This is a genomic window from Thermobaculum sp. T2p, assembly GCF_059335935.1.
Genome location: NZ_JANZYQ010000003.1, coordinates 1 through 25,450, shown reverse-complemented (window position 1 = coordinate 25,450; position 25,450 = coordinate 1). Strand labels below are relative to the sequence as shown.

Annotated in this window: 25 protein-coding genes and 2 pseudogenes; 2 read left to right on the top strand and 25 right to left on the bottom strand. The window is 59.7% G+C overall.

Annotation, left to right across the window (positions count from 1 at the left end; translation table 11 throughout):
* Positions 1-2: 2 nt before the first annotated feature.
* From N2245_RS01385 to N2245_RS01335, 11 genes are all read right to left on the bottom strand, one after another.
* Positions 3-1,484, bottom strand: coding sequence for an O-antigen ligase family protein (locus N2245_RS01385; RefSeq protein WP_494534943.1), 1,482 nt, complete (start codon positions 1,482-1,484; stop codon positions 3-5).
* On the bottom strand, positions 1,481-2,707 hold the full coding sequence (locus N2245_RS01380; protein WP_494534942.1) for a GumC domain-containing protein: 1,227 nt from the start codon (positions 2,705-2,707) through the stop codon (positions 1,481-1,483). The genes N2245_RS01385 and N2245_RS01380 overlap by 4 nt, the downstream gene beginning before the upstream one ends.
* Positions 2,700-3,839 carry a DegT/DnrJ/EryC1/StrS family aminotransferase gene (locus tag N2245_RS01375; RefSeq protein WP_494534941.1) on the bottom strand — a complete coding sequence of 380 codons (1,140 nt, stop codon included), beginning with the start codon at positions 3,837-3,839 and terminating at the stop codon, positions 2,700-2,702. Before N2245_RS01375 ends, N2245_RS01380 begins: the two co-directional genes overlap by 8 nt.
* 20 nt (positions 3,840-3,859) lie before the next feature.
* The gene (locus tag N2245_RS01370) at positions 3,860-4,837 is read right to left on the bottom strand and encodes an alpha-ketoacid dehydrogenase subunit beta (protein WP_494534940.1); all 978 of its coding nucleotides are present in this window, start codon (positions 4,835-4,837) and stop codon (positions 3,860-3,862) included.
* Positions 4,831-5,841: a thiamine pyrophosphate-dependent dehydrogenase E1 component subunit alpha gene (locus N2245_RS01365; RefSeq protein WP_494534939.1), complete on the bottom strand. Its 1,011-nt coding sequence runs from the start codon at positions 5,839-5,841 to the stop codon at positions 4,831-4,833. The genes N2245_RS01370 and N2245_RS01365 overlap by 7 nt, the downstream gene beginning before the upstream one ends.
* Positions 5,841-6,941, bottom strand: a complete 1,101-nt coding sequence (locus tag N2245_RS01360) for a NeuD/PglB/VioB family sugar acetyltransferase (protein WP_494534938.1) — start codon at positions 6,939-6,941, stop codon at positions 5,841-5,843. The genes N2245_RS01365 and N2245_RS01360 overlap by 1 nt, the downstream gene beginning before the upstream one ends.
* On the bottom strand, positions 6,931-8,025 hold the full coding sequence (locus N2245_RS01355; protein WP_494534937.1) for a Gfo/Idh/MocA family protein: 1,095 nt from the start codon (positions 8,023-8,025) through the stop codon (positions 6,931-6,933). Before N2245_RS01355 ends, N2245_RS01360 begins: the two co-directional genes overlap by 11 nt.
* A 28-nt stretch (positions 8,026-8,053) precedes the next feature.
* Complete coding sequence (locus N2245_RS01350; protein ID WP_494534936.1) at positions 8,054-8,737, bottom strand: sugar transferase; 684 nt, start codon at positions 8,735-8,737, stop codon at positions 8,054-8,056.
* A 109-nt stretch (positions 8,738-8,846) separates the two neighbouring features.
* Positions 8,847-9,713 carry a hypothetical protein gene (locus N2245_RS01345; RefSeq protein ID WP_494534935.1) on the bottom strand — a complete coding sequence of 289 codons (867 nt, stop codon included), beginning with the start codon at positions 9,711-9,713 and terminating at the stop codon, positions 8,847-8,849.
* The gene (locus N2245_RS01340) at positions 9,703-10,014 is read right to left on the bottom strand and encodes a PqqD family protein (protein ID WP_494534934.1); all 312 of its coding nucleotides are present in this window, start codon (positions 10,012-10,014) and stop codon (positions 9,703-9,705) included. Before N2245_RS01340 ends, N2245_RS01345 begins: the two co-directional genes overlap by 11 nt.
* Positions 9,993-10,328: a hypothetical protein gene (locus N2245_RS01335; protein ID WP_494534954.1), complete on the bottom strand. Its 336-nt coding sequence runs from the start codon at positions 10,326-10,328 to the stop codon at positions 9,993-9,995. The genes N2245_RS01340 and N2245_RS01335 overlap by 22 nt, the downstream gene beginning before the upstream one ends.
* Between N2245_RS01335 and N2245_RS01330 the strand changes: the two genes are divergently transcribed.
* On the top strand, positions 10,321-10,746 hold the full coding sequence (locus tag N2245_RS01330; RefSeq protein WP_494534953.1) for a hypothetical protein: 426 nt from the start codon (positions 10,321-10,323) through the stop codon (positions 10,744-10,746). The two genes, N2245_RS01335 and N2245_RS01330, sit on opposite strands and share 8 nt — an antisense overlap.
* 17 nt (positions 10,747-10,763) lie before the next feature.
* Here N2245_RS01330 and N2245_RS01325 read toward each other — a convergent pair.
* From N2245_RS01325 to N2245_RS01315, 3 genes and pseudogenes are all read right to left on the bottom strand, one after another.
* A pseudogene (locus tag N2245_RS01325) lies at positions 10,764-10,841 on the bottom strand (twin-arginine translocation signal domain-containing protein); the annotation flags it as partial.
* A gap of 66 nt (positions 10,842-10,907) precedes the next feature.
* Complete coding sequence (locus tag N2245_RS01320) at positions 10,908-11,081, bottom strand: hypothetical protein (protein WP_494534952.1); 174 nt, start codon at positions 11,079-11,081, stop codon at positions 10,908-10,910.
* A gap of 651 nt (positions 11,082-11,732) precedes the next feature.
* Positions 11,733-11,798: pseudogene (locus N2245_RS01315) on the bottom strand (hypothetical protein); the annotation flags it as partial.
* 212 nt (positions 11,799-12,010) lie between these two features.
* Here N2245_RS01315 and N2245_RS01310 point away from each other — a divergent pair.
* A complete protein-coding gene (locus N2245_RS01310) occupies positions 12,011-12,691 on the top strand; it encodes a hypothetical protein (protein WP_494534933.1) in 681 nt (226 codons plus the stop codon).
* A gap of 191 nt (positions 12,692-12,882) precedes the next feature.
* Here the strand turns inward: N2245_RS01310 and N2245_RS01305 are convergent, their stop codons facing one another.
* The 11 genes from N2245_RS01305 to N2245_RS01255 all read right to left on the bottom strand — a co-directional run.
* Positions 12,883-14,475 carry an O-linked N-acetylglucosamine transferase, SPINDLY family protein gene (locus N2245_RS01305; RefSeq protein WP_494534932.1) on the bottom strand — a complete coding sequence of 531 codons (1,593 nt, stop codon included), beginning with the start codon at positions 14,473-14,475 and terminating at the stop codon, positions 12,883-12,885.
* Positions 14,476-14,489: 14 nt separating this feature from the next.
* Positions 14,490-16,256 carry an ABC transporter ATP-binding protein gene (locus N2245_RS01300; RefSeq protein ID WP_494534931.1) on the bottom strand — a complete coding sequence of 589 codons (1,767 nt, stop codon included), beginning with the start codon at positions 16,254-16,256 and terminating at the stop codon, positions 14,490-14,492.
* A gap of 107 nt (positions 16,257-16,363) precedes the next feature.
* The gene (locus N2245_RS01295) at positions 16,364-16,561 is read right to left on the bottom strand and encodes a lasso RiPP family leader peptide-containing protein (protein WP_494534930.1); all 198 of its coding nucleotides are present in this window, start codon (positions 16,559-16,561) and stop codon (positions 16,364-16,366) included.
* Between the two features lie 301 nt (positions 16,562-16,862).
* The gene (locus N2245_RS01290; protein ID WP_494534929.1) at positions 16,863-18,185 is read right to left on the bottom strand and encodes a class I SAM-dependent DNA methyltransferase; all 1,323 of its coding nucleotides are present in this window, start codon (positions 18,183-18,185) and stop codon (positions 16,863-16,865) included.
* Complete coding sequence (locus N2245_RS01285; RefSeq protein WP_494534928.1) at positions 18,175-20,175, bottom strand: asparagine synthase-related protein; 2,001 nt, start codon at positions 20,173-20,175, stop codon at positions 18,175-18,177. The genes N2245_RS01290 and N2245_RS01285 overlap by 11 nt, the downstream gene beginning before the upstream one ends.
* Positions 20,172-21,182: a hypothetical protein gene (locus N2245_RS01280; RefSeq protein WP_494534927.1), complete on the bottom strand. Its 1,011-nt coding sequence runs from the start codon at positions 21,180-21,182 to the stop codon at positions 20,172-20,174. Before N2245_RS01280 ends, N2245_RS01285 begins: the two co-directional genes overlap by 4 nt.
* Before the next feature lie 167 nt (positions 21,183-21,349).
* Complete coding sequence (locus N2245_RS01275) at positions 21,350-21,523, bottom strand: hypothetical protein (RefSeq protein ID WP_494534926.1); 174 nt, start codon at positions 21,521-21,523, stop codon at positions 21,350-21,352.
* 115 nt (positions 21,524-21,638) lie between these two features.
* A complete protein-coding gene (locus N2245_RS01270) occupies positions 21,639-23,618 on the bottom strand; it encodes an asparagine synthase-related protein (RefSeq protein ID WP_494534925.1) in 1,980 nt (659 codons plus the stop codon).
* Positions 23,615-24,604 (bottom strand): hypothetical protein, encoded by a 990-nt coding sequence (locus N2245_RS01265; protein ID WP_494534924.1) that lies wholly within the window; start codon positions 24,602-24,604, stop codon positions 23,615-23,617. The genes N2245_RS01270 and N2245_RS01265 overlap by 4 nt, the downstream gene beginning before the upstream one ends.
* The gene (locus N2245_RS01260) at positions 24,601-25,035 is read right to left on the bottom strand and encodes a lasso peptide biosynthesis B2 protein (RefSeq protein WP_494534923.1); all 435 of its coding nucleotides are present in this window, start codon (positions 25,033-25,035) and stop codon (positions 24,601-24,603) included. Before N2245_RS01260 ends, N2245_RS01265 begins: the two co-directional genes overlap by 4 nt.
* A partial coding sequence (locus N2245_RS01255; protein WP_494534922.1) for a PqqD family protein occupies positions 25,025-25,450 on the bottom strand: 426 nt, incomplete at its 5' end. The genes N2245_RS01255 and N2245_RS01260, both read right to left, overlap by 11 nt.

Sequence of the window (25,450 nt, the reverse complement as noted above, 5' to 3'; positions counted from 1 at the left end):
CCTTACCTCCCAGCTTGCTGAGTCATGTTACGTCGAACCATGTAGGCCCCATACAATCTATAGAGCTTGTCTGCCCTTCCCAGGCGCGCCAGCACCACAGAGAAGCCGGCATATATCCAGAGCACAGAGCTGCTGTCCATGTAGTTGTGGTAGGCCGAGTTGACGGCGTAAAGCACCACACCAGCGATGCAGCCCGCAGCCAACCCCCGCAGGAAGGCATCCGAGTGATCGAGAGCGGACATGTAGTTCCTGATCATACCCCAGAAGAGCGCCAGGTAAGCCAGGAGGGCGAAGATCCCCCAGGAGGTCCATACGCTCAAGAAGTCGTTGTGGGGCCTCTCCTTGCCCACAGCGCTGGCGCCTCCAGCCGTGTCCTGGCTAGTATTGAGCTCGTCCACGTACTGTGCCGAGACCTCCTCGAAATGCTCATGACCTATACCGAGTATGGGGTGATCCATAGCTATGGCAAACCCCACATCCCACAGCGCCTGGTGAGAAGCAGCGCTGCGGTCGTCCTGTGCGGTCTTGTAGTAGCGGGACCCTATAAGGCCGGTACCCTTGAGGAGCTGAAAGGCGATCACCCCCAACACCACCAAACCTATGAGCACCCATCTGGTCCTACCGCGCATACACAGCGCAAGCACCGCCATAGCAGGCGCGAGCGCAAAGAACGCCGAGCGGGTGTAAGAGAAGTTCAGCCCACCAAGCATCAAAGCCATCGCCAACAAGGCTAGGATCCTCCGCATGCCTGGCTTGATAGCGCCCGAGAAGAACACTCCCACCAGCGGCATGATGACGAATGCCACCTGGTTGGCCAGGATCACCGGGCTGGTGCTGAAGCCCACCGACCGTCCCTTCCAGTCCTTCACAGTGGCCGCGTTGCCCGCGCCATATAGAGCTATGCTGGGGGCATAGTGCTGCAGGATGGAAGACAGCGACACCACCACGCCTATAAGTGCCAGCGCTAAGGCCAGCTTCTTCACATCCCTCACGGTAGCCACGACCGCGATGATCAGCACCATCGCCAGCAGCTGGGTGGTCTGATAGCGCGCGTACTTGATCACGTAATCCGATGTCGAGTATAGGGAGTTGACGGCGGTAGCGATCACCAGCAGCAATATAGCCGGGAGCAACACCCTCCTGCATAGGGGATCCGAGAGGGTTACCCGTCTAAGTAGAGGTAGCGACACAAGAAACCCCAGCAGCACGACGAGCAGCCTGAGGCTCATCCCCAGCTCACCCACGTAGTAAGTGGACAGGGTCATCTCGGTGAGCAACACAGGCATTGCAGCCCAGGCAGCGGAGTTGGCCACCAACAGGATAGAGGCCAGGCACAGGCCGAGGACTATGCTGCCTTGTTGCCTGCCGGGCACGGGGAGGACCATGCTCACGACCATCGCCAGGCCGATCACCAGCAGCAAGAGCAGCCTGAGATCTACCTTCGAGCCTTGTTGCCTACGAAAGGCGTCCGTGGCAACGGTCATTGCTGGCCCTCTGCTTTCACCTTGGGATTGCCGTCCAGTGCCTCGCGAGGCACTCCCGCCCGTTCTAGCGCTCTTAGGATCCTATCAAGGTCTTCATCCTCCTCACCCACCTCTAACTTGCGCCTGCGCCGTCTTCGGATGCTATCTATCAGGAACGCCAGGCCGGCCATCACGATCACGCCTCCTGCCACTCCCATCAACAGCATTTTCTTCTTGCTCGCGGCTACGATGGGCACCGAAGCTCCCCCATACTGCACCAGCGGGGACACCGCGTTATGCGCGTCCAGCTGCATCTGAGCGTACTGGTTAGTAAGGCTCTGCAGCTGCTGGCTGTAGGCATCTGCCAACGCCGCAGATACCGTGGGGTCCGTGTTAGTAGGCAACTGCTGGATCTGAGCTTGTACCTTGGACAGCTCGGAGTTCATGTTATCTATGTTCTTTTGGATGTTTGTGATCTGCTGGATCAGAGTCTGCTGCCATTGACTCCTTAGCTGCTGCAGGGTGGTATCCGCCTGTGCCGACGAGGGGTTGTTCCTGTCGGCTTCGCGCTGCCGCTGCAGCTCCTCCTGGTAGGACATCTGTAGCTGGAGCAGCCTGCTCTGCGCGTCGGCGATCTGCTGTTGCAGGTCCTGCTCCTTGCGCTGGAGCTGCGCGGAGACCAGCTTGTCACGGGTGAAGTTTATCTGGCCCTGCAGCTGCTGCATGCGCGCATCCAGGTTCTGCTTGGCGCGGTCGTTCACCACACGCACGGCCACCGCCCCAAAAGAGCTAGCGATAGCCTTGGCGCGCGCGGGATCGGGATCGCTGACCGTGATGCGGATGAGGCTAGAGTTACGTACTGCCGACACGTCTATCTTGCCGTTCTGGACGTACACCTGCAGCTGAGCTTGAGATAGAGGGATATGCTGTGACTGCAGGTTCTTGCTGACCTGCTCCAGGATGTATGGCGCCGACAGCTCAGCAGCGAAGTTCTGTGCAGCCTCCTGCGATTGTCCCACGTTGCTGGTGAGGGTGGTTCCGGTCTGCTGGACCTGTATGTACACCGAGCTCTTGTAGGGCACCGGGCCGTACCGCAGGTAGGCGAAGGCGGCAAGCCCGCCGATAATGGCGCCTATCAGGAGCAGCCACCACCACCTGGTGGCGAAATCCACGTAAGGGTCCTTCCCCTCGTGAGCAGTGGGCGGGAAGGGCATGTGATCGTACGAATAGGGAACACTAGACAACTCTGTTTACCTCCTTAGCCAATACCCTGCGTAGGCAGTCCGCCACGTAGGCCACCTGCATGCTGGTCATCTCTGGGAACATAGGAAGAGATAGGATCCTGTTGGCCAGGCGCTCCGTGATTGCCAGATCGCAAGAGATCCTACCCACGCCCCTGGCGGCCTGCTGCATGTGCACGGGTACAGGGTAGTGTATGCCCGTAGCGATGCCTCGACGGGCCAGGGATTCCCTGACTCGATCGCGATCGTTCATCTGCACCACATATAGGTGCCACACGTGTTCCACCCCAGGACGCACTGATGGCAGCTCCACCGGCAGGTCACTCAACAACTCGGCGTACTCCTCGGCATGCCTACGCCTCAGGGCGTTCCACTCGTCCAGGTATCGCAGCTTGACCCTCAAGACCGCTGCCTGGACCTCATCCAGTCTGGAGTTCACCCCCATCTCGACGTGCTCATACTTGCGCAATGAGCCATGGTCCCGCAGCCTGCGCACGCACTCAGCGATGGCGTTAGAGTTGGTAGTGACGGCTCCGGCATCCCCGTACGCCCCAAGGTTCTTGCCCATGTAGAAGCTGAAGGCCGCAGCATCGCCGAAGCTGCCCACCTTGCGCCCCCTGATGTTGGCGCCATGGGCCTGGCAGGCATCCTCGACAACAGCTAGCCCGTACCTGTGAGCTATAGGCATGATCTCATCCATGTCGGCTGGTTGGCCGTAGAGGTGGACGGGCAATATGGCACGCGTCCTGGAGGTGATAGCAGCCTCGAGCCTAGACGGATCCATAGTATACGTAGCGGGATCGACGTCTACGAACACCGGTGTAGCACCCACGTTGACTATAGCCTCGATGGTAGCTATGAAGGTGTGAGACACGGTTATGACCTCGTCCCCCGGGCCCACACCGCACGCCCTCAGCGCCAGGTAGAGGGCATCGGTGCCGTTGGCCACGCCAACAGCGTGCCTTACGTCGCAGTAGTCTGCGAACTCCTGCTCGAAGGCTTGCACGTTCGGGCCCAGCAAGAGCTCCATGCTCTCGAGCGTGTTGCTAATCGCCTCCAACACCTCTTCTCGTATAGACCTGTATTGAGCTCGTAGATCCACGAACGGTACCTGTATCACTGTGTCAAGCTCCATGTAAATTCCTTCCTTTCTGTCTAGCCCTCTAGGCTCCTCAGGCAGCCCTCAATGATGTCCTCAAGCTGCGGCACGACCCGCGCCTCCAGAGGGCCGGCAGATGGTATGGGGCTATCTTTAGCAGCCACCCTAACCATCTTGCCGGCGACGGAAGACGCTTCCGCCAGGCGAGAGCACACCTCAGCGCCTATGCCGCCGGTGCCCTCTTCCACACACACCAGCCGGTGGGTGCGCCCAAAGGAGCTTGCCAAGGTGGTGATGTCCATTGGCTTGAGGGTGCGCAGGTCTATCACCTCGCAACTCACCCCTTCCGGCTCCAAGATAGATGCCGCCTCCAAGGCCATGTCTACCATCCGGCCGTAGGTAACTACAGTGATATCCTGCCCTCGCCTTACTATCTTGGCTCGCCCCAGGGGCACTGGGGGGATATCCTCGGGCACCGGCCCCTTCTTGGGATAGAGCAGCTTGTTCTCTATGAAGATCACCGGATTGGGATCCCATATAGCACTGCGCAGCAGCCCTCCCGCATCCGCGGGGTCACTTGGCGCCACGACTTTTAGCCCCGGCACCTGGATGAGCCAGGATTCCAAGCTCTGCGAGTGGCTGGCACCATAGCCCCGGCCGGCTCCGGCCGGGGTGCGCACCACTATGGGGACGGAGTACTGGCCGTTGTACATGTAGTGGATCTTGGCGGCGTGGTTGACGATCTGATCCATCGCCAGGGTGATGAAGTCCATGAACATGATCTCCACGACCGGACGCAGGCCCGTCATGGCGGCCCCCACCCCCACGCCCACGTAGGAGTTCTCGGATATCGGCGTGCGGATCACCCGCTCCGGACCGAACCTCTCCAGTAGGTCACCGACCACTCCAAAGGCCCCACCGTTGGCAAAATCCTCCCCGATGAGGACGACGGAATCATCGGCCTCCATCTCGCTACGCAGCGCCTCATAAAGGGCATCTTTGTAGGACATCTCTATGTTGACCTGCGCTACCATCTGGCAGCTCCGACGATCATCTCTGTGCCACGACGATGCCTTCTGGGAATACGCTCCTGAGCGTACACGCCGCTCAGGGCCTCCTCTTCTGCATAGCGCGCCGACAGGGCCATCTCCACCGCGCGATCCATCTCCTGCTGTACCTCCTGTTCGATATCCATCAGCAGCTCCTCGGACACGCCCAAGCTCACAAGCTCCCGCCTGAGGTTAGCTATGGGATCTCGGCGCTGCCACTCCTCTATCTCCTCTTTCGACCGGTATCTTGTGCCGTTATCGCTCTTAGAGTGGCCACAGAAGCGATAGGTCTTGACCTCAAGGAGGGTGGGGCCTCCACCGGAGCGTGCGCGGTTGATCGCCACAGCTGCCACGTCTCTCACCTGCCGGACGTCCATGCCGTCGGCGGTAACGCCGGGTATGTCGTAGGCGGCAGCCCTCTGGGCTATGTCTCGGACGCTGGTAACGTCGCAGGTGGGCGTGAACATAGCGTAGCCGTTGTTCTCGCAGACGTAGACTATCGGGAGTTTCCACACCGAGGCCATGTTGAGCGACTCGTGGAAGGTGCCCTGGTTGGCCGCGCCGTCGCCAAAGAAGCACAGCACCACCTGCCCGGTACGCCTGTACTTGGCGGTGAGGGCCGCGCCCGTCGCCACGGGGATACCCCCGCCGGTTATACCGTTGGTGCCCAGGAAGTTGATCTCCCTGACGGCTATATGCTGGGAGCCGCCCTTGCCACGGCAGAAGCCCGTTTCCCGGCCGCAGATCTCGGCGATTAGCCTGGCGGGATCTGCGCCCTTGGCTATGAGGTGGCCGTGGCCCCGGTGGGTGCTCACCACGTAGTCCTCGGGCCTGGAGGCCGCGATCACGCCCACGGCGCTGGCCTCCTGCCCGATCGAGAGGTGGGCCGTGCCCATGGTCAGGCCGCGGGTGAACAGCCAGCCGATCTTCTCCTCACAGCGCCTTATGCGCAGCATCTGCCGGTAGTAGCCAATCAGTTCCTCTGTCATCATGCCTCTCCTCTTCGGCTCTCGCCTATCACTTTGGCTGGCACGCCGCTGACGACGACGTCGTCCGGCACGTCGTTCATGACCGCCGCTCCTGGGGCTATGATCACGTTGCGCCCCACGTTGACGGTGGAGTTGATGGCAGCACCAACCCCCACGAGTACGTTCTCCTTCAGGGAGACCACTCCAGAGAGCACGCACCCGGGGGACAGGTGCGAGAAATCCCCCAGGTAGCAGTCGTGGGCCACCACGGCACCCACGTCGACTATCACGCCTTCACCTATGGTCGTGCCAGGCCCAACGACGGCACCGGCCTCCACCAGCGCGCCATCGCCGATGGTCACGTCCATGCCGACGATCGCCCTGGGATCCACCAGTGGGATGATCCGCAGGCCTATCTCCTGGGATATACGGCGGTGGACCTTACGCCTTACCTCGGAATGGAAGGACAGCGCCACGCCGTCTATCTCACCAGCGCGGGCCATGCGCGCCAGCTCATCGAACCCCCCGAGCACCCTGTAGCCCCCAGCTTCTCCGCCCCGCATCGAGGGGTTGTCGTCTATGAGCCCCACGACCTCGATGGTATCCAGGTGGCGGGTGACCTCGAGCAGCTGCTTGGCTCCGAGACCAGCACCGTAGATCACGATCCTGGTGCGAGCCGGCTCGCTCTGCGCAGATGGTAGGGCGCCCTTCTGCCTGAGCCTCTCTCGGATGGCGCGGGGATCCAGCTTGCGCGGGGATTCCGCCTGCTCTGGGATTGACTCCTGGGGCTTATGGTGCCAGGACTCATAGACCTGTTCCACATGCTCACCGGCTCCCTGCGGAGATATGGTGGCACGCGTGAGGATCTCGGATATATCCTCGTCGGGGGCGGCTATCACGGCGACTACCTGGTTGACATCCGCGTGCTCGCCTTCGGGAACGAGGATCTTGCGCAGCAAACCAGCGGCCTCGGCCTCCAGCTCTACGTTGACCTTATCGGTCTCGATCTCGGCCAGGGCTTCACCTGTAACTACGTGATCACCTTCATGCTTGAGCCAGCGCAGTATCTTGGCCGACTCCATGTTCATTCCTAGCTTGGGCAGTATCACCTCAGTGGCCATGAGCCATCCCCGATATGAGCATTTGGTTTCGGCCATCGCTATGCACCGAGGGCTCGTGCTTCACGGTGCCCATAAGGGGCTTCCTGACGCCTCCCTCGTGCAGAGAGCTATCGGCCAGCTCTAGAATGCGCACCACCTGCAGCCCAGCCCTGCCATCGGTGAGGGGGTTAGTGCCGTGCTGGATACACTCCACGAAGTGCTCGCACTGAACCGCTAGCGGCTCTCTGAAGGGCACATAGGGAATGTGGACACCTCCATAGCGGTACTCCAGATGGAACTCGCTGAACTTATCCGTTACGTAGGTGCGATCGACTCCCTTGTCATAGATGCGTATCTTCTCCACATCGGCCACGTCGTTGCACACAACCATCTTCTTGCTGCCCACAACCGTGACGCGCCTCACCTTGCAAGGGTCCAACCAGCTTAGGTGTACGTGGGCTAATATGTTGTAGGGGAAAGCGAACTCCATGTACACCACATCGTGGACTCCCGGACGCACGTGCGCGCTGCCATGAGCGCTGACCGATATAGGCTCCGTGCCGAGGATGTACCTGAGGATGGATACATCGTGGGGAGCCAGATCCCACAGCACGTTGATGTCGGCCTGGAACAGGCCCAGGTTGAGCCTAGCCGAATCGACATAGTAGATCTCCCCCAGCTCGCCGCTGGCTATGATATCTCTTAGAGCCTGTATGGCCGCGTTGTAGATGAACGTATGCCCCACCATCAGCACCAGTCCCAGCCTATCCGCCAGGGCAACTAGCTCCTGGGCATGCTCCGTTTTGTCGGTGAGGGGCTTCTCCACCATGACGTGCTTGCCGGCAAGCAGTGATTGCTTGGCCAGCTTGTAGTGCGTGCGTATCGGCGTGGCGATCACCACGGCCTCTACGTCCGAGGCGAGCATCTCCTCCACGCTGGTAGTGACGTGGATGCTGGGGTAATCCCTCCGGACCTTGGCCAACTTGGCCTCGTCGAGATCCACCACCCAATCCAGCCTGGCATTGCTCATCTCAGAGAAGTTCCTCACCAGCTTCGGACCCCAGTAGCCGAAGCCCACAACTCCAACTTTCAACTCTCCCCTCATAACATCTCTCCCTTTCTATAGATCCTCGCTATCTGCAATCTCTGGCCAACAACACCACCGGCAGAGTCATGAGCAGTATCCACAGGTCTAGCATCAACCCGCGTCTGCGTACGTACTCCAGGTCCAGCGCCACCATCTGCTCGAAGGTCGTCCTGTTGCGGCCCTTCACCTGCCACAGGCCCGTTATGCCAGGCTTGACCAACAGTCGCTGCATATGTTCCGGCTTATAGTGCTCCACCTCGTAGGGGATAGGCGGCCTGGGCCCCACTAAGCTCATCTCTCCTCGCAGCACATTCCAGAGCTGTGGTAGCTCGTCGAGGCTGGTGCGCCGCAACCACCGACCGACCCGAGTCACCCTGGGATCTTGAGGTAACTTATAGAGGCCATCCTCTCCACGCAGGTGAGCATCGTTCTCGGCCTTCATCAGGGCCAGCACGTACTGCTTGTGCAGCGATTGATCGGCATCAGCGTACATGGTGCGGAACTTCAGGCAGGTGAAGAGCTTGCCCCCCTGGCCAACGCGCTGTTGACGAAATATCACCGGGCCAGGAGAATCGAGCTTGATGAGGATGGCACAGGCCAACATCACTGGCGATAGCAGCAAGAGCATAAGGATAGCCCCTGTTACATCCAACACACGCTTGCAGGCAGCATACATCCCCGCAGGATTGACATCGATCTCTTGTATCTGTAGCTCCAGTGCTTCCTGCATGTTGATTCTCCTGGGAAAGCCCAAGTGCTGCGGGCTTGATAGTAACTGATCAAGATCTTAGCCTTGGGAAGTGAAGCCTCTATTGCGAGAAGGTTACGAAGATGTTGAGTTAGCCACCACAGATGAGTCTTATCAATGCAACAGCATCGCGTAGGTCGCTGTACTGCAGGCGGTAGCAATCGACCCCTCTTAGAAGCTCGACGGTGGCGGACACGCCCCTCTCTCCTAAGGCCCTGACGGTGAAGGATTGCGCAAGCAACAGAGCTATCACCTCACTCCTGCTGACGCTCTCGAGCGCGGGCCTTAAGCCTGGCGTGTACTGAGGCACCACCAGAGAGGTCACCCTGACAGGAGAGGAAGCCCACGCCTCAGTAGGTACCGAGATGTAGCTCACCTTCCTCCCCAGAAACTCAGCGGAAGTGACGGCAGCATCTACCCATGGTAGATATGGCCTAAGGATTTCCAAGGTATCACCCTTGATGCAAGGATTGCGGGGGAAAGGGGAAAGCTCCAGGGTATGGGGATCAATGCAAGCCAACTCGTCGGAGCACAACAGAAACCCTTCCCCGAGCAGGGCCAAGGTCAAAGTGCTCTTGCCGCTACCCGAAACGGCTGGCAGAAGCAGGCCTGTACCGGCCTTGGAAAGAGCCCCCGCGTGGAGCAGGAGCCAGTCGTGGCTCAAATGCTCCACAGCGTCGTTGATCACATGCCATTCGAGGAAAGCCAACAGCTCCCCCTCGGATACAGCCTGTAACAGATACCCCTCCCTGAGCAGCTGGCAATAGCCGCTAGAGGCATCTCTCCTCACCTCATAGGTTGTCGTCTGGCCATCGCCTGCGACCTCGGCATCTAAGGCCAGGGGTAACACGCCGTGCAATCCCGCAAGCAGCTCTCGAGAGCCGCATATCCTTGCGTGAAAGCCGTGGGCGCTATATTGAGCGTCCAGGACGCTCGGAGCTTCGGCGCTAAGGGGCATGATAACTACCCTCTAGGACCAGCCCGGCATCTGCCAGGGATTCGGCTAGCTCCAGCACATCGCGCAGTGCGTCCTGCAGGTCAACGCCGTACTCCTCGGACAACATCAGCGCGATCATATAAAGCGGCCTTTGGCCGTCCAGCAGGGACCAAACGCGCGAGGCGGTAGCGTTGAGGACGAACGCCTGGTCGCTGCCCGGCGGATAAAGCACCAGATCGTCATCCAAATCGTGTGCTGACACGCCCTCTCGGCGCGTCAGCACTGTGTCCGGATTCATGGCTAACATTCTACTGTAAGGCATGTCTGCGTATCCCTACCGCCGGGGAAGTTGTGGTGCTCACCATATTGGACCACTATGTGCACCTTGTACTTGTTCTTGGGCTTGATGTGCGAATCGGAGATCGACAAGGTGAAGCAAGTAGTCGCACCCTGAGGCCCAGGTATAGTAGTACCTACGACTAACGGGTTATTACCTCCGGTGGTGCCGGTAAGGGTAACTACGCTGTTGTTGGGCTCGCCACAGGACCCAAAACCACCCTTCTTGGGCTTCTCCTCCACGTACACCGTAACGCCCTTGATCTTGCAGGACCCGCCATCGTCGCTGTCATTGGTCACACATACGCTGCCGGTTATACTCCCATTAGAGCATGTAGCATCGGCGCTGAGCGACAGGCTGCACGCATTGCCTGGCGACGGGCTTGGGCTTGTAGAAGGTGATGGACTTGGCGACGGGCTAGCAGACGGCGAGGGAGAGGGAGACCCACCCGGGCTGGGCGAAGGTGAAGGACTAGCGCTCGGCGACGGACTCGGGCTTGGTGGTGCCGATGGACTGGGAAATGGCCCGGGAGATTGCGACGGACTCGGTGACGGACTCATCGAGGGCGAGGGCGTCGGAGACCCGCTCGGACTAGGACTTGGGCTTGCCGACGGACTCGGTGATGGCGGCGCCGATCCGCTGGGAGAAGGACTCGGCAGCGGCGATACCGCCAAGGCCGTGGGCAGCTTCACCCCTTTGACCGTGGGCTTTATGTAAGCTCCAGCAGTTACCACGCCAGCGGCCGCGGCGGCCCCACGCAGGAACTTGCGGCGAGTTATGTTGAATCTTTCCTGATCGCGGTCTTCGTGCATGAGTAACCTCCTTGTCTTTTACTTTTGGCTAGAGGCTATATTAGAACTTACGTAACCTCTACATGTTTACTCACCGTTGAGGTTTTGTTGAGAAATCTCATCTCCATGCATTTCCTCTTGGCCGTTGACCTCATCTGAGCGACGTCGGAGCAACAGATCCACCCCCTTGCCCACGACTACCGCGTAGTAGATCAGAGAGGGCAAGCCCCAAATACCACCCCCACCGCCCGTGTTAGGCATCCTCGGGATGATCGGCGAGGGGCTGGGAGAGGGTAGCGGCGATGGTACACCACCTCCACCACCAGGTGACGGGCTGGGCGAGGCCCCAGGACCGCCGGGAGATGGACTAGGCGATGGACTTGGCATAGGTGATGGCCCACCCCCAGGACTGGGCGAGGGCAACGGCGATGGAGTAGGTGAGACGGAAGGACTTGGGGACGGGCTCACCGACGGACTAGGACTTGGACTCGGCGAGGGTCCCACCGATGGACTAGGTGAGGGTGAGGGACCTCCAGAGGGGCTCGGAGATGGCCTCGGAGAAGGCGACGGGCTTGGGCTTGTAGAAGGTGATGGACTTGGGGACGGGCTAGCAGACGGCGAGGGAGAGGGAGACCCACCCGGACTGGGCGATGGTGATGGGCTGGGACTCGCCGAGGGACTAGGTGACGGACTGGGCGAAGGCGATGGACTAGGCGATGGGCTAGCCGAGGGTGAGGGCGACGGCGACCCACTTGGACTGGGTGAGGGTGACGCCGATGGACTGGGCGATGGTGGTGTCGACCCGCTAGGGGATGGACTTGGCAGCGGCGATACCGCTAAAGCCCCGGGCATGTGGATACGATGCATCGTGGGCTTGATGTACGCCCCAGCCATTGCCGCCCCGGTCGCCGTCGCGGCCCCGCGCAGGAAACGCCTGCGGCTCAGTCCCAACACCTTGTTCTCTTGACTGTTATCCATGTACCTTCTCCAATAGCTTATTTCAGCTGTTGCGTTCATGATAACGCCTGCGGTCCTTAGGCGGGTTTATTCCGGGTTGATGTTTCGTTGAGATTCTCCTTCGTGCAACAGCTGAGACCACAGAATGACCACCTGCTCCTTAGGTTCGGTCTTTGGACTATAATGCCCTCGCGGGGAGTCAAGGCTCCCACGCATCTTGCGGAGGTGAGGGCATGTCCCCAAGAGGGACCCGCTTGGTAGCTGGCTGTGGCAGCCTCTACGCCCTGCTACTGCTTGTAGGGGGCATCCTGGAGCGTGCCGGTTCCCGACAGGAGCCCTCGCTGCAAGCTACGGCCGTACAGATAGCCTTCTTCTATGCTAGCCTCGGCAAGATAAGCAGCATCGGGAGCTACCTCTCTCTGGTAGGCTACCTGCTCTTCCCGCCCTTTCTGGCCGGGCTCTGGCATGCTTGTAGTCCCCACAAGGAGGAAAACAGACCCCTGCTGTGGGCGGGGATAGCGAGCGCGCTGTTGGCCACTTGCGTCCATCTGGTGGGCGAGTGCAGCTGGATGACGGCCGCCGCAGTGGCACGCTCGGAGGGCGGCATCCAGGTAGAGGTAGCGCGCACGCTCCTGTGGGGAGCGTACATGCTGTGGGCAACTAGCTGGCCGTTGTATGGGCTCTTTGTCGGCACGTTGTCCCTCCAGCTGCTGAGGGGAAACGGCCTATCGCGCCTGCTGGGGGCATTGGGAGGGATCCTTGCCGTTCTCCTAATGGCCTCAAGGCTGACATTTCCTTCCAAGGTAGGGGTGTTGGTCTTCGACCTCTACCTCGGATGGGTGGCCGTTCTTGGCGTGGCGATCTGCCTGGGCAGCATCCCTAGGCCGGCTGGGACGGAGGGCGCTGTAGAGTAGGTACCCAGCCACTGCTATCAGCTCGCACGACACCACGTCCAGCTCGGTCAAGCCGTGGGCGGGCGAGAACGAGAACAGCAGCCTGCCCTCAGCATACTGGGGGAGGATGTGTCCTGGGCCGGAGATTCCCACGAGGGCAAGCAGGAGCAGCACGCAGGCAACAGCTATCCTTGCCAATCGCACCCTCTGGCTCATCGGCCTCCTTGCCTTGCAACTACATACTGGCATAGGTCTCGCCACATGCGTCTGTAAGCCCTCTCCAGCTCTCTAGTGAAGGCTTCGTGATCGGCCAAACCGCTGAGCTCCAGCCTCGATCGCAGATCCGCTCTCAGGCGCAATAGGGAGGCTGGATCGCCCGCAAGCCTCAGGGCTGTATCTACGTACTCCTCAGAGGATCCCGCCACAAGCTCTTGCAGTCCGGCCCACCTTAGAAGGGCGGAAGTAGTACGACCCACCACATCCTCGCCCTCCAGCGTGACGACCGGCACACCCATCCAGAGCGCCTCGATACTCGTGGTACATCCCCCATATGGGAAGGTGTCCAGAGCGATGTCGATCCTGCTGTAGGCAGTGAGCAACTTTGGCCTCGGCATCGGGCCAAGCAGCTCCATGCGCTCAGGCGCCACGCCACGACTTTCCAGAGCCCTCACGATGCGAGACCTGATCATTGGATCCTGTAAGCCGTTGGCTATCAGGCGTAGGCGAGCGCGGGGGAGGGCGAGCATGATCCTAGCCCAGAGGTCGAGCACCTCTGGGCCGATCTTAGATAGCCTGTTGAAGCAGCCGAGTGCGGGGAATCCTCTTCCTGATGGATCAGCGGGCGCACCTCTCGGGAGATCTAGGGGAGGTCTGCAGGGCAGGTAGAAGCGCGAGAGCCTAAATAATCTTTCCGTATAGAGCTCGTCGCTACCTGGAGGGCACAGATGCTCGTCGGCTATCAGGTAGTCCATGGCCCTCATGCCCGTGGTGCCACAGGCTCCCAGCCAGGTCACCTGCACCGGAGCCGGCCTACGGGCGAAGGCGAGGAGGCGGTGTGCCCCCAGGTGCCAGCTGAGGTCGACCAGGATGTCGATGCTATCACGCCGAACGAGCTCGCAGAGCTCGCGGTCCGTCAGGGACCACACATCTCGCCATCGATCAGATAGCGCCCGCAGCCTGTCCGTGAGAGCATCCGACCGGGGATCGTTGCTGTAGCAATACACCTCGTAGCCCGCACGATCGTGCGCTTCGATCACCGGCTCGAGGAAGTAACCAACCGGATGGCAGCGCAACTCACCCGACACATACCCTACGCGCAGCCTTCTGTGGGGGTCGGGGTCGACGGGTGTAGCGGGGGCGGGAGTAAGGGGATCGGCGTACCTGCGGGCCCAGCCGAGAACCTGGATGTAGCGGGACCGAGGATCGCAGAGCGCGCTGTAGTGGAGGGCTACATACAGCCCACTGTGTGCCCTGTGGTAGTTGGGGCTCAGCTCGAGCGCGCGGCGTAAGCTGGTTATCCCCTGCTCTACCTGTCCCGAGGCGACGAGCACGTTGCCCAAGTTGTAATGATAGCTGGGATCGCCTGGATTCAGGGCGGCGGCTCTCCCCAGGAGGGTAGCGGCCAACCCGTAATTGCCGCACTCACCGTGCAACAGCCCGAGCAGGTGCAGGGCCTCGGAGTTGTCCGGGTCGATCTGCAGCACGCGCCAGCAGGCCCGCTCGGCCCCGGAGATATCCCCTGACCGCTGCATCTGCCGGGCATGCGAGAGCAGGTCTTTGATCGTAGCTGCTTCCCGGGTCATCATCCGTGGCCTCGGGCTCAAGTCAGCGCAGCGGGCAGACGCTGCCCACCCGCTCCCCCATGCGGGGTGAACTGCAGGTCGAACAGCTCGCGGTAGAGACCTCCCTGCTCGAGCAGCTCGTGATGGGTGCCCTGCTCTACGATGCGCCCTCCCTCCATCACGAGGATCCTGTCCGCGCGCTGGACCGTCGCCAGGCGGTGAGCTATCACGAACGAGGTGCACCCACGCATCAGGTTCTCTAAGGCTCCCTGCAGAAGATGTTCCGAGCGGGCATCGAGCGCCGATGTGGGCTCGTCTAGGATCAAGATGGTGGGCGCCCGCAACAAGGCGCGAGCTATGGCCAGCCGCTGCTTCTGCCCCTCGGAGAACCTTACTCCCCTCTCGCCCACCAACGTGTCGAGCCCTTCTGGGAGGCTCTGGATGAACTCCCAGGCGTTAGCCGCCCTCGCTGCAGCGATTATCTCCTCTTCCGTGGCTCCCTCACGCCCAAAGGCTATGTTCTCGCGCACCGTCGTGGCAAAGAGAAAGGTATCCTGGAAGACTATCGCTATTCGGGAGCGCAGATCGTCCAGCGGGATCTCTCGGATATCGCGTCCGTCGATCAGGATGCGCCCTGCCTGTGGATCGTAGAAGCGTGCCAGTAGGCTCACCAGCGTGCTCTTGCCGGCACCGCTGGGGCCGACCAGCGCAACCATCTCTCCGGCCTTGGCGGAGAAGGAGATCTGGTGGAGCACCTCTTGCCCTCCCGGGTAGGCAAAGCTCACCCCCTCGAAGGTGACGTCCCCCACTATCTCACGGCTGACCAGACTCCTGATAGGCAGATCCTGCACATGGGGCTCGCGATCCAGGAAGGCGTAGATGCGGTCGGCCGATCCCAGGCCCTTCTGGACGCTGCTTGCTAGGCCTACCAGCTGCCCGGCTGGCTGGAAGACGTAGGAGAACAACGTACGGATCGCTACGAGCGTACCGATGGTAGTCTGGTCGTGCAGCACTAGGTACCCCCCATAACCCACTATCACGAGGGAAACGGTGAGCGAGAAGATGCTCTGCCCAGCACCGATGGCTGTATCTATGTATGCCACGCGCATGCGCAGCCGCAGCAGCTCCTGCAGGGTGCGGCCGAAGAGCGCTCGCTGAAACTCCCCCCTGCCGAAGGCCACCACCTCACGTAGCCCCGCCAAGTTCTCCTGCAGGCGCTCGGTAAGCTCCGCAGCCTTCTCCTGGGCACGCCTTGCAGCCGGACGTAACGGACGCGTCACCACGGCAGCGATCACGGCAACGATCGGGGGCACCACCCCGGCAGCCAGGGAAAGCTGCCAGTTGAGACGAAACATCACCACCACCCCCACGACTATCGCGACCAAGCTAGATACCCCGCCCAGCAGGGTGTTACTGAAGAGGGAGGCGAGCGTTGGGGTATCGTTGACGAACAACCCCATCGTGCGGCCGGTATGCTCCCGACGGGCGAACGCTAGGGAAAGCCTCTGGCACTGGGCCAGAAGTCTCTGCCTAAGATCCATGCTCAGCCTCTCGTTCAGATAAGTCTGCAAAGGCCCAGCGACGAGCCCGATGACCGAGGTGAGCAGCCATAGCAGTGCGTATAGGGCGAGGGTTCCTGGTAACAGGTCCATCCTGCGTGCTAGGAGCACGCCATCGATCAGGCGCTTCTCGACCACGGGTATGGCTATGGCCAGCAGCGGGGTGCACATAGATAGCACCAACAAGGGTAGCCATACCCTCCAAAGGCTTCTGTTGTCCAACAAATACCTAAGTAGATGTCTCATCTCGCTCCTGCACGACTTATCTTGGTCTAAGCAAACGATCAGGATCACGGGTCGGGGAGGCAAAATCCCTCCCCCTAACCGTACGCACCGATCCAGATCCACAGGCTCTATACCGACCCTGTAAGGCAAACAAAGGGGTTGGAGTTGCCGCTACTTCCTGGCCCCTCCTCGGGCAGAGAGCAGTTATCGTTAGCTATCACCTGCCCTTTGACATTGTAATCAGGCAGGCTGCCATGCTGACCCAAGGTCAGCTCAGTGAGGCCTCCATACTCCAAAAGCTTGGGCGCTGTGTACTGCTTCATCATCTTCTTCACCTCCCCTTGGGCGTATATTTTGAGGATCGACCGTCCCCCTTCGATCCACATATGTGAGGCGGTCACGCCGATTCCCTGGATGCGTACAGGAGACTTAGCAACGCTTATCTCGGCGTTTCACGTTGGGACCATCATGCACAACTTGCTTTGGTCTGAGATGGCACCACATCATGAGGATAACATCCAGAGATCGGCTACAAGTAAGGATGAGATTGAGTTTAGGTTGAGGAAACCAAGGATGTCCGATACCCAGACCACGAACACACAGGCCATCTGAGGGCATGGATCAGGGTTATGCGCGCAGCACCACTATCAAGCCAATCACAGGCATCCCTCCTTCCAGTCGCAGCTCACAATCAAACAACTCCACAAGGGATATGCCGGCCAGGCGAGATACATCTTGTACATACCCCTCACTGTGAGCATATCTTCCGGTAGGCAACAACAGGTAACCCTCGGTATCAGCGCGCTCAAGCGAAGCTACCATAATGCCGCCAGTGCGCAGTGCTCCTCTCGCGGCACATAGCAGGGGCAGCAGATCTCCAAAGTACACTAACACGTCGGCAGCCACGACGAGGTCATAAGCATCTTGGCTATTGGCGAGGCATTCGGTCAGCTCGGCTTGCACTAGCTCATCGTATAGACCTCTCTTTTGGGCCACTTGCAGCATGCCAGCCGAGAGATCAATTCCCACCAATCTATGGGCCAGCGGACGCAACAAAGGCCCACACAACCCAGTGCCGCAACCAGCATCCAGCACTTCCAAGCTACGAGCTCCCTCATCCAGATGCCGCTTTGCGGCCTCTACCACAAGCTCAGGAGCTCTGTATCGGAGGACGTTGCGCAGGTGAGCGTCAAAATCCTGAGCATATCTATCGAAGTAGCTTGAGATGTACTTCTCCGGAGCACGCTCGACCGCTCGACCCTCCAGGGAGGCAAGTGCGAACTCTACCTCGGGATCATCGGGATCGATCGCTGCTGCGGCCTGCAGGAGCCTTCGCGCCTCATCCAACCTATGCACGGCCACTAGTGCTAGGGCCAATCTTCGGTGAGCATCCCCATAGCTGCGGTCCAGCTCCAAAGCCTTAGAGAAGGCAATCCTGGCCTCGTCCACCTTTCCCAGGGCGCAAAGGGCGTTTGCGAGATGAAAGTAAGATCGTGCGTGTTCGAGATCTAACGATACCGCCAGCCTGCAGTGATGGACGGCTTCCTCGAACCGCCCTAGTTCCTGCAGCGCGGCACCCAATACGGCATGAGCCTCCACGTTATCTGGAGAGGTATCAAGTGCCCGTTCAAGAACATCCACCGCCTCTGGTACCTTCGCGGTACTGTAGAGCACCTGTCCCAAGGTGAGTAGGATATCGGGAGAAGATGGGGCAAAGGTCAGAGCTCGCCGGCACATAGCCTCCGACATCTCAAGTCGCCCGAGTCTGTACATGATGCGCCCCAACATATGCAACGCCTCCGCGCGATCCCCTCCCTCCAGCAGCAGGGCGCGACAGATCTGCTCGGCATCTTGATATCGGCCCGCATCGTACAGCCGCCTAGCCTCTTCCAGATCAACCGTCAACCTCTCGTGCTCGCTTGTCGATATCTGTGAGCGCTTAGAAGCCATCATCCACTCCACTGCTAGCCGTTACGCTCCGCTCATGCCACGGGGGAGGTACAGTGACGACCTGAGGACGAGGAAGATTCAGGGCTCGCAGCCAAGTCTCCAACCCAACTATGTACATCACATATAGGAAGTCGCGCCCGCGCTGTCCATGCCTTACCTCCTGTAACCTCTGCCAGAATTTCTCCTGGTCTATGTAGCCGCGCTCGGCGATCTCCGACCTCCCTCTTGGGCCAAAGGCCTGCTCGTAGAGGTGCCAATTTAGGTCCAGCTCCCGTTCAAAGGCCGCGGCAAAGTGGGTCTTGGATGTGCGGGTGCGGACGGTCTCAGGCATGATGCCCCTCATGGCCTCCCGCAGCACCCGCTTGGCACCGGCGTAGAAATCCTCCGTGTCCGGATGCGGCCTGTACTTGACCTCTGGCGGTATCGCCAACAAGTACTCGTGCAGCCTACGGTCGGCAAAGGGTTGAGCGATCTGTAACGACCACGGCGCCGGGTAGCACTCGAGGGGAGGGGGGTATAGCAGCTCATATTCCTGTTGTCTGGCAGGAGATGAGAACAGTCTATTACGCTCAGCACTAACTCTTCGACCTATCTCCATCGCTCCTAGCTCTCGTCTCAACTCCCTAGGCATCCAGTCGGGCAACAGCCTCTCGGGGGATCTGGGAGCGGCTCGCAACACGTGCTTGGCCATCAGCCAGCGCTGCAGCGCGATGGGCAGCAGAGGCACTCCGCAATCCCACAGCAGGGTATTGAGTAGAGGAGCACCCGACATCTTACGATAGGCTTGCAGGCGACGCAGCAGCTCCCTCCATCCACCGTGCCGAACGAGAGAGTCGAACACCAGCGGAGAGCCGGCAATGCATGCATCAGCCAGATCCCCTGTCAAGAGCACCTTCACACCTGCTGATTTGGCAGCACCCATGATGATATCCCACCCTTCGCTCATCCCCATATTGGGCGCAACCTGGAAACCCGCGGGCTCCAGTTGGAGTCTGCCAGCATAGCCACCGGGAGACAGGAAGTGAGCCTCGAAGCCGTACATATCCTGTATCTCGGCGATAAGTGGCCTCTCGTCGCACTCCAGCCCCTCGTACACTGTGCTAAAGGTAGCAAAGCCACCATCCTTAGCTCGACCGGTCCGATAGAGCAACTGGACCATACAGGCTATGGACGAGGAGTCGAGCCCTCCGCTGAGCAGCAACCCGACCTTGTGGGAGCTGCGAAGCCTGGCGCGCACACTTTCCGCGAATAGATCCAAGAAGTGTTCGGCGTAGTCGCTCTCCCGCCTGTAGCGGATCTCATGCGGAGGCCTAAGATCCCAGTATCTCTTGCTGCTTACATGCCCCTGTTCGACCACCAAAAGGCTTCCGGGCTCGACGGACCATATGCCCTCATAGTAGGTGGCAGCCTCCTGCTTCTCGCTGGAGAGCACGCTCGACGGTAGAAGAAACGTGTGAACCTTATCCGGATTAGGCAGCACGGGCACAAACGGGTCTTGCATCAGCTGATGCAGATCGGATGCTGCCACGAACTCTCTAGAGTTGGACCTGTAATATAGCTCACGACGGCCAGCGCTGTCTCGGGCGCACAGCAGTCGTTGCCTACGTGGGTCCCATATCATCAGGGCAAAATCCCCTAGCAGCATAGACACTGCTTGCTCCCCCCACTCTTCGTAGGCACGTAGGATGATGTGAGCATCGCTGGAGTTCCTAGATGTGCTGTGCCGTAGCCTACTTAACATTTCCTCACGGTTATCTATGCGTGCATCGGCCACGATAGCGCAGCCTGTAAGTGGGCTGACGAGAGGTTGGGTCTCATGTACCTCCTCTGGCGCGATGGCCATATGCAGGTATCCTAAGGCTACAGGCCCTAGGAACTCAGCATATCCGCCATCAGGACCTCTGTAGGCAGATGCCTCCAGCATTGCCCATAGAGCCTCAGGAGCAGGCGGACGGTCATCTAGTCGGAAGATGACAGCTATCCCGCTCACGGTGCGCCCCGCAGATCTCGTAAGATCTCCTCATACACGAGATCCTGGTATTCAAAGCCGTTGGGATAACTGAAGATCTTGATCGGCACCCGTCGCACCACCTCGGCGTACATCGGCAGCAGCCTGGCTGCTTCGTCGGGCTGCAACAACGCACGAAGGGCCGTGTGAGCGACCAAGGTAGCCACGGCAGCAGAGCCTTCCAGCAGAGTGAAGGTCACCTGACTGCTTTGCCAAAGTCTTGATTCATACCTATCTAGCAGGTACAAGGCCCTCAATGGTGCAGCTCTGTTCTGGAAGCCATCGTGTAGCTTAAGGTACTTCTTCTCGTAGTTGGGGATGAGGGTCTGCAAGCTACCAGCACAGCCGAGCATCTCGGCGGTGGAGGACCACAAGCGTACAATCGGCACGCCCGGCATTGCCATTACACCCCTTGGGGAGACCTGCAAAGGCAACGCATCATCTGTGAGTAGGGCATGACCTTTCGCCATGAAGTTGGCCAGCATAGTCGTCTTGCCCTGTCCCTTGTGGCCAAGAAACCCCACGGTACCTCTCTCGGTCATGATAGCACCGGCATGCAGTACTGGATGACCAGCTCTCTGGAGCGCAAATACACTTACCCATCCGAGGAGAACGTGGCCTAGTATCTCTTGTGGCAAGTCTCGTTTAGGATATACCTCTGCCAGTCGACCTCCGGAATGGATGCGAAAGCTGCCCACGGCATCTTGCCACAGCCAGAAGCCCTTGGGATCTCTATACAGGCGAACGGCCACTCGGCCTTCGTGGCAGGGAGCATAGCAGCGCAGTTCGGCAACCATGTTCCCAGATAGCGTCGGGGGCTCGCCCCGCACGTACCTGAACGTAAGGGAGGTACCTTCAGCGGCTTGCGTTACGGCATCTATGGGCAGAGGGATATCGCTGCGCACCACTACGCCGTAGATCGAGTAAAAAGCACCCTCAACACGGTGGTGATCACTAACGTTTAGCAGGTGTTCTGTGGAACCTATCAATTTTTATCTCCTACGAGAGCTGGCATCACCAGAGCTATCGTAGCTGTTCAGCCTGCAGGATAGGTGTAGCATTGGTTGAGCTAAAGTGTCGAGGACAAGACATTAAAATACTTCGGCACAGGTTGTAAATGCCTGTGCCGAAGCTGCGCACCGGCCAAAGGCCAAATTTAGATACGTACGCAGGCACCGTAAGGTACGTTGTTGGTGCAGGTAGGGTTGTTGTTGTCTATGACGAGCTGGCCGCCTTGTACTACGTAGTCGGGCTTGTTGCCGGCAGCACCAGCCGTGATCTCCTCGACCCTACCGTACTCCTTTAGCTCTGGGCTCTTGTAATCCTTCATCCTTGCTCACCTCCTTTCCGTGCCGTAGATTCTGCAGCGACGCCGAGGCACGACCAGCGTCCCGTAAGGCTGCTGCCCATACCGGTGCGCTCTTGGGCAGCTATCGACGATTTGTTCATGTTTGAACACCCATCAAGTGGTTGCACGGCCCCACGGAGAGGAGTTGGTTCTGCGGCTGTTCCAATGACCGCAGCCACGTCTCCAGACCCACCACCTGCGTGAGGTACACCACATCTGCCCTCCTCTTGCCCTCCCGTAGAGCCATTAAGGCCTCCCAGAAGGACTGCCTATCCACGTACCCTTTCTCTGCTATACGCGGCTTGGCACCTGGCCCGAAGGCCTGCTCATAGAGGTGCCAGCTAGAGGCAAGCTCCGAGGTCAGCACATCCTCGAACATCGTCTTAGAGGTGCGAGTGCGGATGGTCTCGGGCATGATACCCTTCATGGCCTCCCGCAGCACCCGCTTGGCGCCGGCGTAGAAATCCTCCGTGTCCGGATGGGGCTTGTACTTGACCTCTGGCGGTATCGCCAACAAGTACTCGTGCAGCCTACGGTCAGCAAAGGGCCTGGCGTGCTCGACAGGCCATGGCGACGGAAAGCGTGCTACCTCGGGTGGGTAGAGCAGCCTATACTCCTCCTCTCGGGCCGTGTTGGAGAACTTGCGCGTCATGTTGGCCCCTACTGCCCGGGCCATGGACCTAGACAGGATATCTTCCCTGATCCATGGCGTGAACCAGTCAGGCATTATCCTATCCCATCGGCGCAGGTACTGCCTGCGCACATAGCGGGCGAGCAGCCTTCTTTGGAGCCACAAGGGCGTGAGCGGCAGCAGGGTGTGCAGCAGCAATATCCTGCGCCAAGGGTCATGAGATACCTTGTGGTAGAAGGACATCCTAGAGAGCAGCTCCCGCAACTGGCCCTTACGCAGGAGAGAGTCGAACACCAGATGACTGCCCAATATGATGTTATCTCCACACTGCCCAGATAGCAGCAGCCGCGCGCCAGAGGCCACGATCTGGTTGTAGAGACTGTTCTTAGCGCCGGCTATACCTATATTGGGCGCCTCCCTGAAGCCTTCGGGCTCCAGCTCCAGCCTGCCAGCATAGGAATCGCTGGCGACAAAACGGACATCAAAGCCCCAGAAATCCCGTATAGTCTCCACGTAATCCCGCTCATCGCACGAGAGCCCCTCAAAGGTGGAGGTGAAGCCCAATAGCTTATCGTTGATCGGGACCCTACCGGTATGTGCCATGTAGAGAGCAGTGCAGGCGATGGAGGATGAGTCCAGCCCTCCACTGAGCAGCACCCCCACAGGCCCCACAGATCGAAGCCTGTCACCCACGCAACTGCTGAACACCTCCAGGAAGTGCTCCGCGTACTCTTCCTCCCGCTTGTAACGCACCTCCCGTAGGGGGCCTAGGTTCCAGTAACGGGTCTTGACGAGGCTCGAAGGCTTCACTACCAAGGCACTGCCCGCCTCAACCGAGTACACCCCCTTATAAAAGGTATCTTCGTACTGCTTCTCATTGGCGAACATCTCAAAAGGTGTGAGAAAGTTCCTTATGCGTTCCTCGTTGGGCTCAACAGGGATACCCGTCACCCTCAGTAATGGATGTATCTCGGAAGCTACGTAGAACACGCCCGCGCTGAGGACGTAGAACAAGGCTCTCTGGCCGCTTGTGTCGCGGGCACAGATCAGCTGCAGCCTGCGTGGATCCCACAGCACGAACGCGAAGTCGCCCAGCAACCTAGAGAGGGCATCCAGCCCCCAACGCTCGTAGGCCAGCAGGATCAGCTCGGCATCTGTTGGCTCACTTTTAGGATCGATACCCAGTAGGGACATCAATGTGCGTCTATCGTCCAACCTGGCGTCGGATACAAGCACACAGCCCGTGCGAGCGCTGATCAAAGGCTGATCCTCTCTGCCCTCCTCAGGAGTGATAACCATCTTGGCCACCCCCATCGCCACCCGATCGCCGGGGAAGACTGAGGTCCCATCCAGAGCCCTATAGCTCATGGCAGCTAGCATCTCCTCTATCGGCGCAGGAGTGGCAGGCCTGCCGTCTAGAGCGTAGGTCGCGGCAATAGCGCTCATGCTTCTCCTCCCAGGTCGTTCACTATCGAACGATACACTGCGTCGGCATGCTCGAAGCCGCTAGGGTAAGTCAGTACCCTCACGCGCCCACCTCTGCTCAAGTGGGCAATGACCGGTACCAACCTTGCCTCCTCCTCGGGCAACAGGTAAGACCTGTTAGATATGTGGCTCAGCAGCTCAGTGAAAGCTTGCGTGGGCTCCAGCACGGTTACCTTGATATCATGACAAGTCGCTGGATCCTGCCTACGCAGCATGTAAACGGCATCTACCGGCACAGCCTGCTCGACCAGCTGCCAGCGCTCATCCAACAGCAGCCTCCTCTTGTCGTAGCCACACATGAGTTGAGGCAAATCCTCAGATAGCCCCAACGCGTGTTGGGCCGTCTGCGGCCATAGCTTCATCAGGGGCACGCTCGGCTCCCCCAGCACCTGCCCACGAGCAAGCACCAAGGGCAGGCTATCGTCGGTGAGCAGCCTAGCACCTCGAGAGAGGAGGAAGGAGGCCATGGTGGACTTGCCCTGTCCCTGGGAACCGACGAAGGCCACTGCCCTACCCTGCATGACCACCGCCGTGGCGTGCAACACAGGCACGCCACGCCTCAATAGGACATAGGTGCACACGGGCCCCATGATCAACAGGGCCAGCGCCTCGGGATCGATCCCTGACTCCGGATAGATATCTACCGCCTTCAGGTCGGGGTGCACATGACAGGTGGCCACCGCGCGCTGCCAGATCCAAGTGCCGTCCGTGCCGCGGTACACGGCGGTATCCATCCCGTGCAAGGGGCAGGGAGCCCAGGCCACCATCTTCCCGGTGGGCCGAGGCGAGCCGTGATCCATCAGCCTCGCCACCAGGTCGTCGGTCTCCGGGGATACGCACTCCGGGATGGGCAGAGGAAGATCGCTGCTGACCCTGAGTCCATGCACCCTGTAAGCTCGGCGCTGGCCAGCACGAGTATCTGCGCTGGAAGTTATCCCAAAAGTCATCTTGCCTCCCTCGGCTTGACATCCGTCGGATTAAACATCGGCTGGATACCAGCCAACGCTCGTCGATCGTCGTTGACGGGCAGGCCTGCCAACTCCACCCAAGCGTGGGCGCGTAGATCCTGGTTCTCCTTCCAGACACCAAAGCGCAGCTGGCTCGGCAGGCCCTCACGTCGCAGCCACATGTGCAGCACCAGGGACCTGTGGAGGCACCTGGCGCCCACGGGGCAGAGGTGAGCGGCAAGGGCGATCCTGCGAGCGTACCTACGAGCTCTCACGAATTCCTGGCGAGTCACGTCCCTGTGAGCAGGAGCCGTCGACTCGATCTTGGTCAGCAGGGGATCAAGCCCATCGCGATTCAACACTCTATCCACGAGCAGCAAGTCGCTCCACGCCCTAGCCACGAGGCGAAGATCGTACAACCTAGCTCTCATCCCCGGCCTCCAGCAGGTGCCTGCTAGCCAATACTTCCAGGAAAGCCTGCAGGTCCCGCTCCACCGTGGGGCGATCGACCAAGTACTCGGCACAGATCGCGTCCACGATCTCTTCCGGCTGCTTGCCCTCTTCCAGCAGGGTCCATATCTTGCTGCCAAGAGCATCTAGGCCGAAGTACTTGCCTGTCCCCATGTGCAGCAGCACCACCTCGTCGTCTATATGCGCAGCGACCACCGCATCGCTTATCTTCAACTTGTCCACCTCGCTTCGGGATGAATACATGATCTGAAGGTAATCCCTAGGAGTTCGGGAAAGATTGCGCTCATGTTGAGCCATTGTTGAGAAAGAGAGAGAAGACGCAACAGCTACCCAGCCCGCTGCTGTAGGGAGAGGACCTGCTCGTCGGCGTGGTAG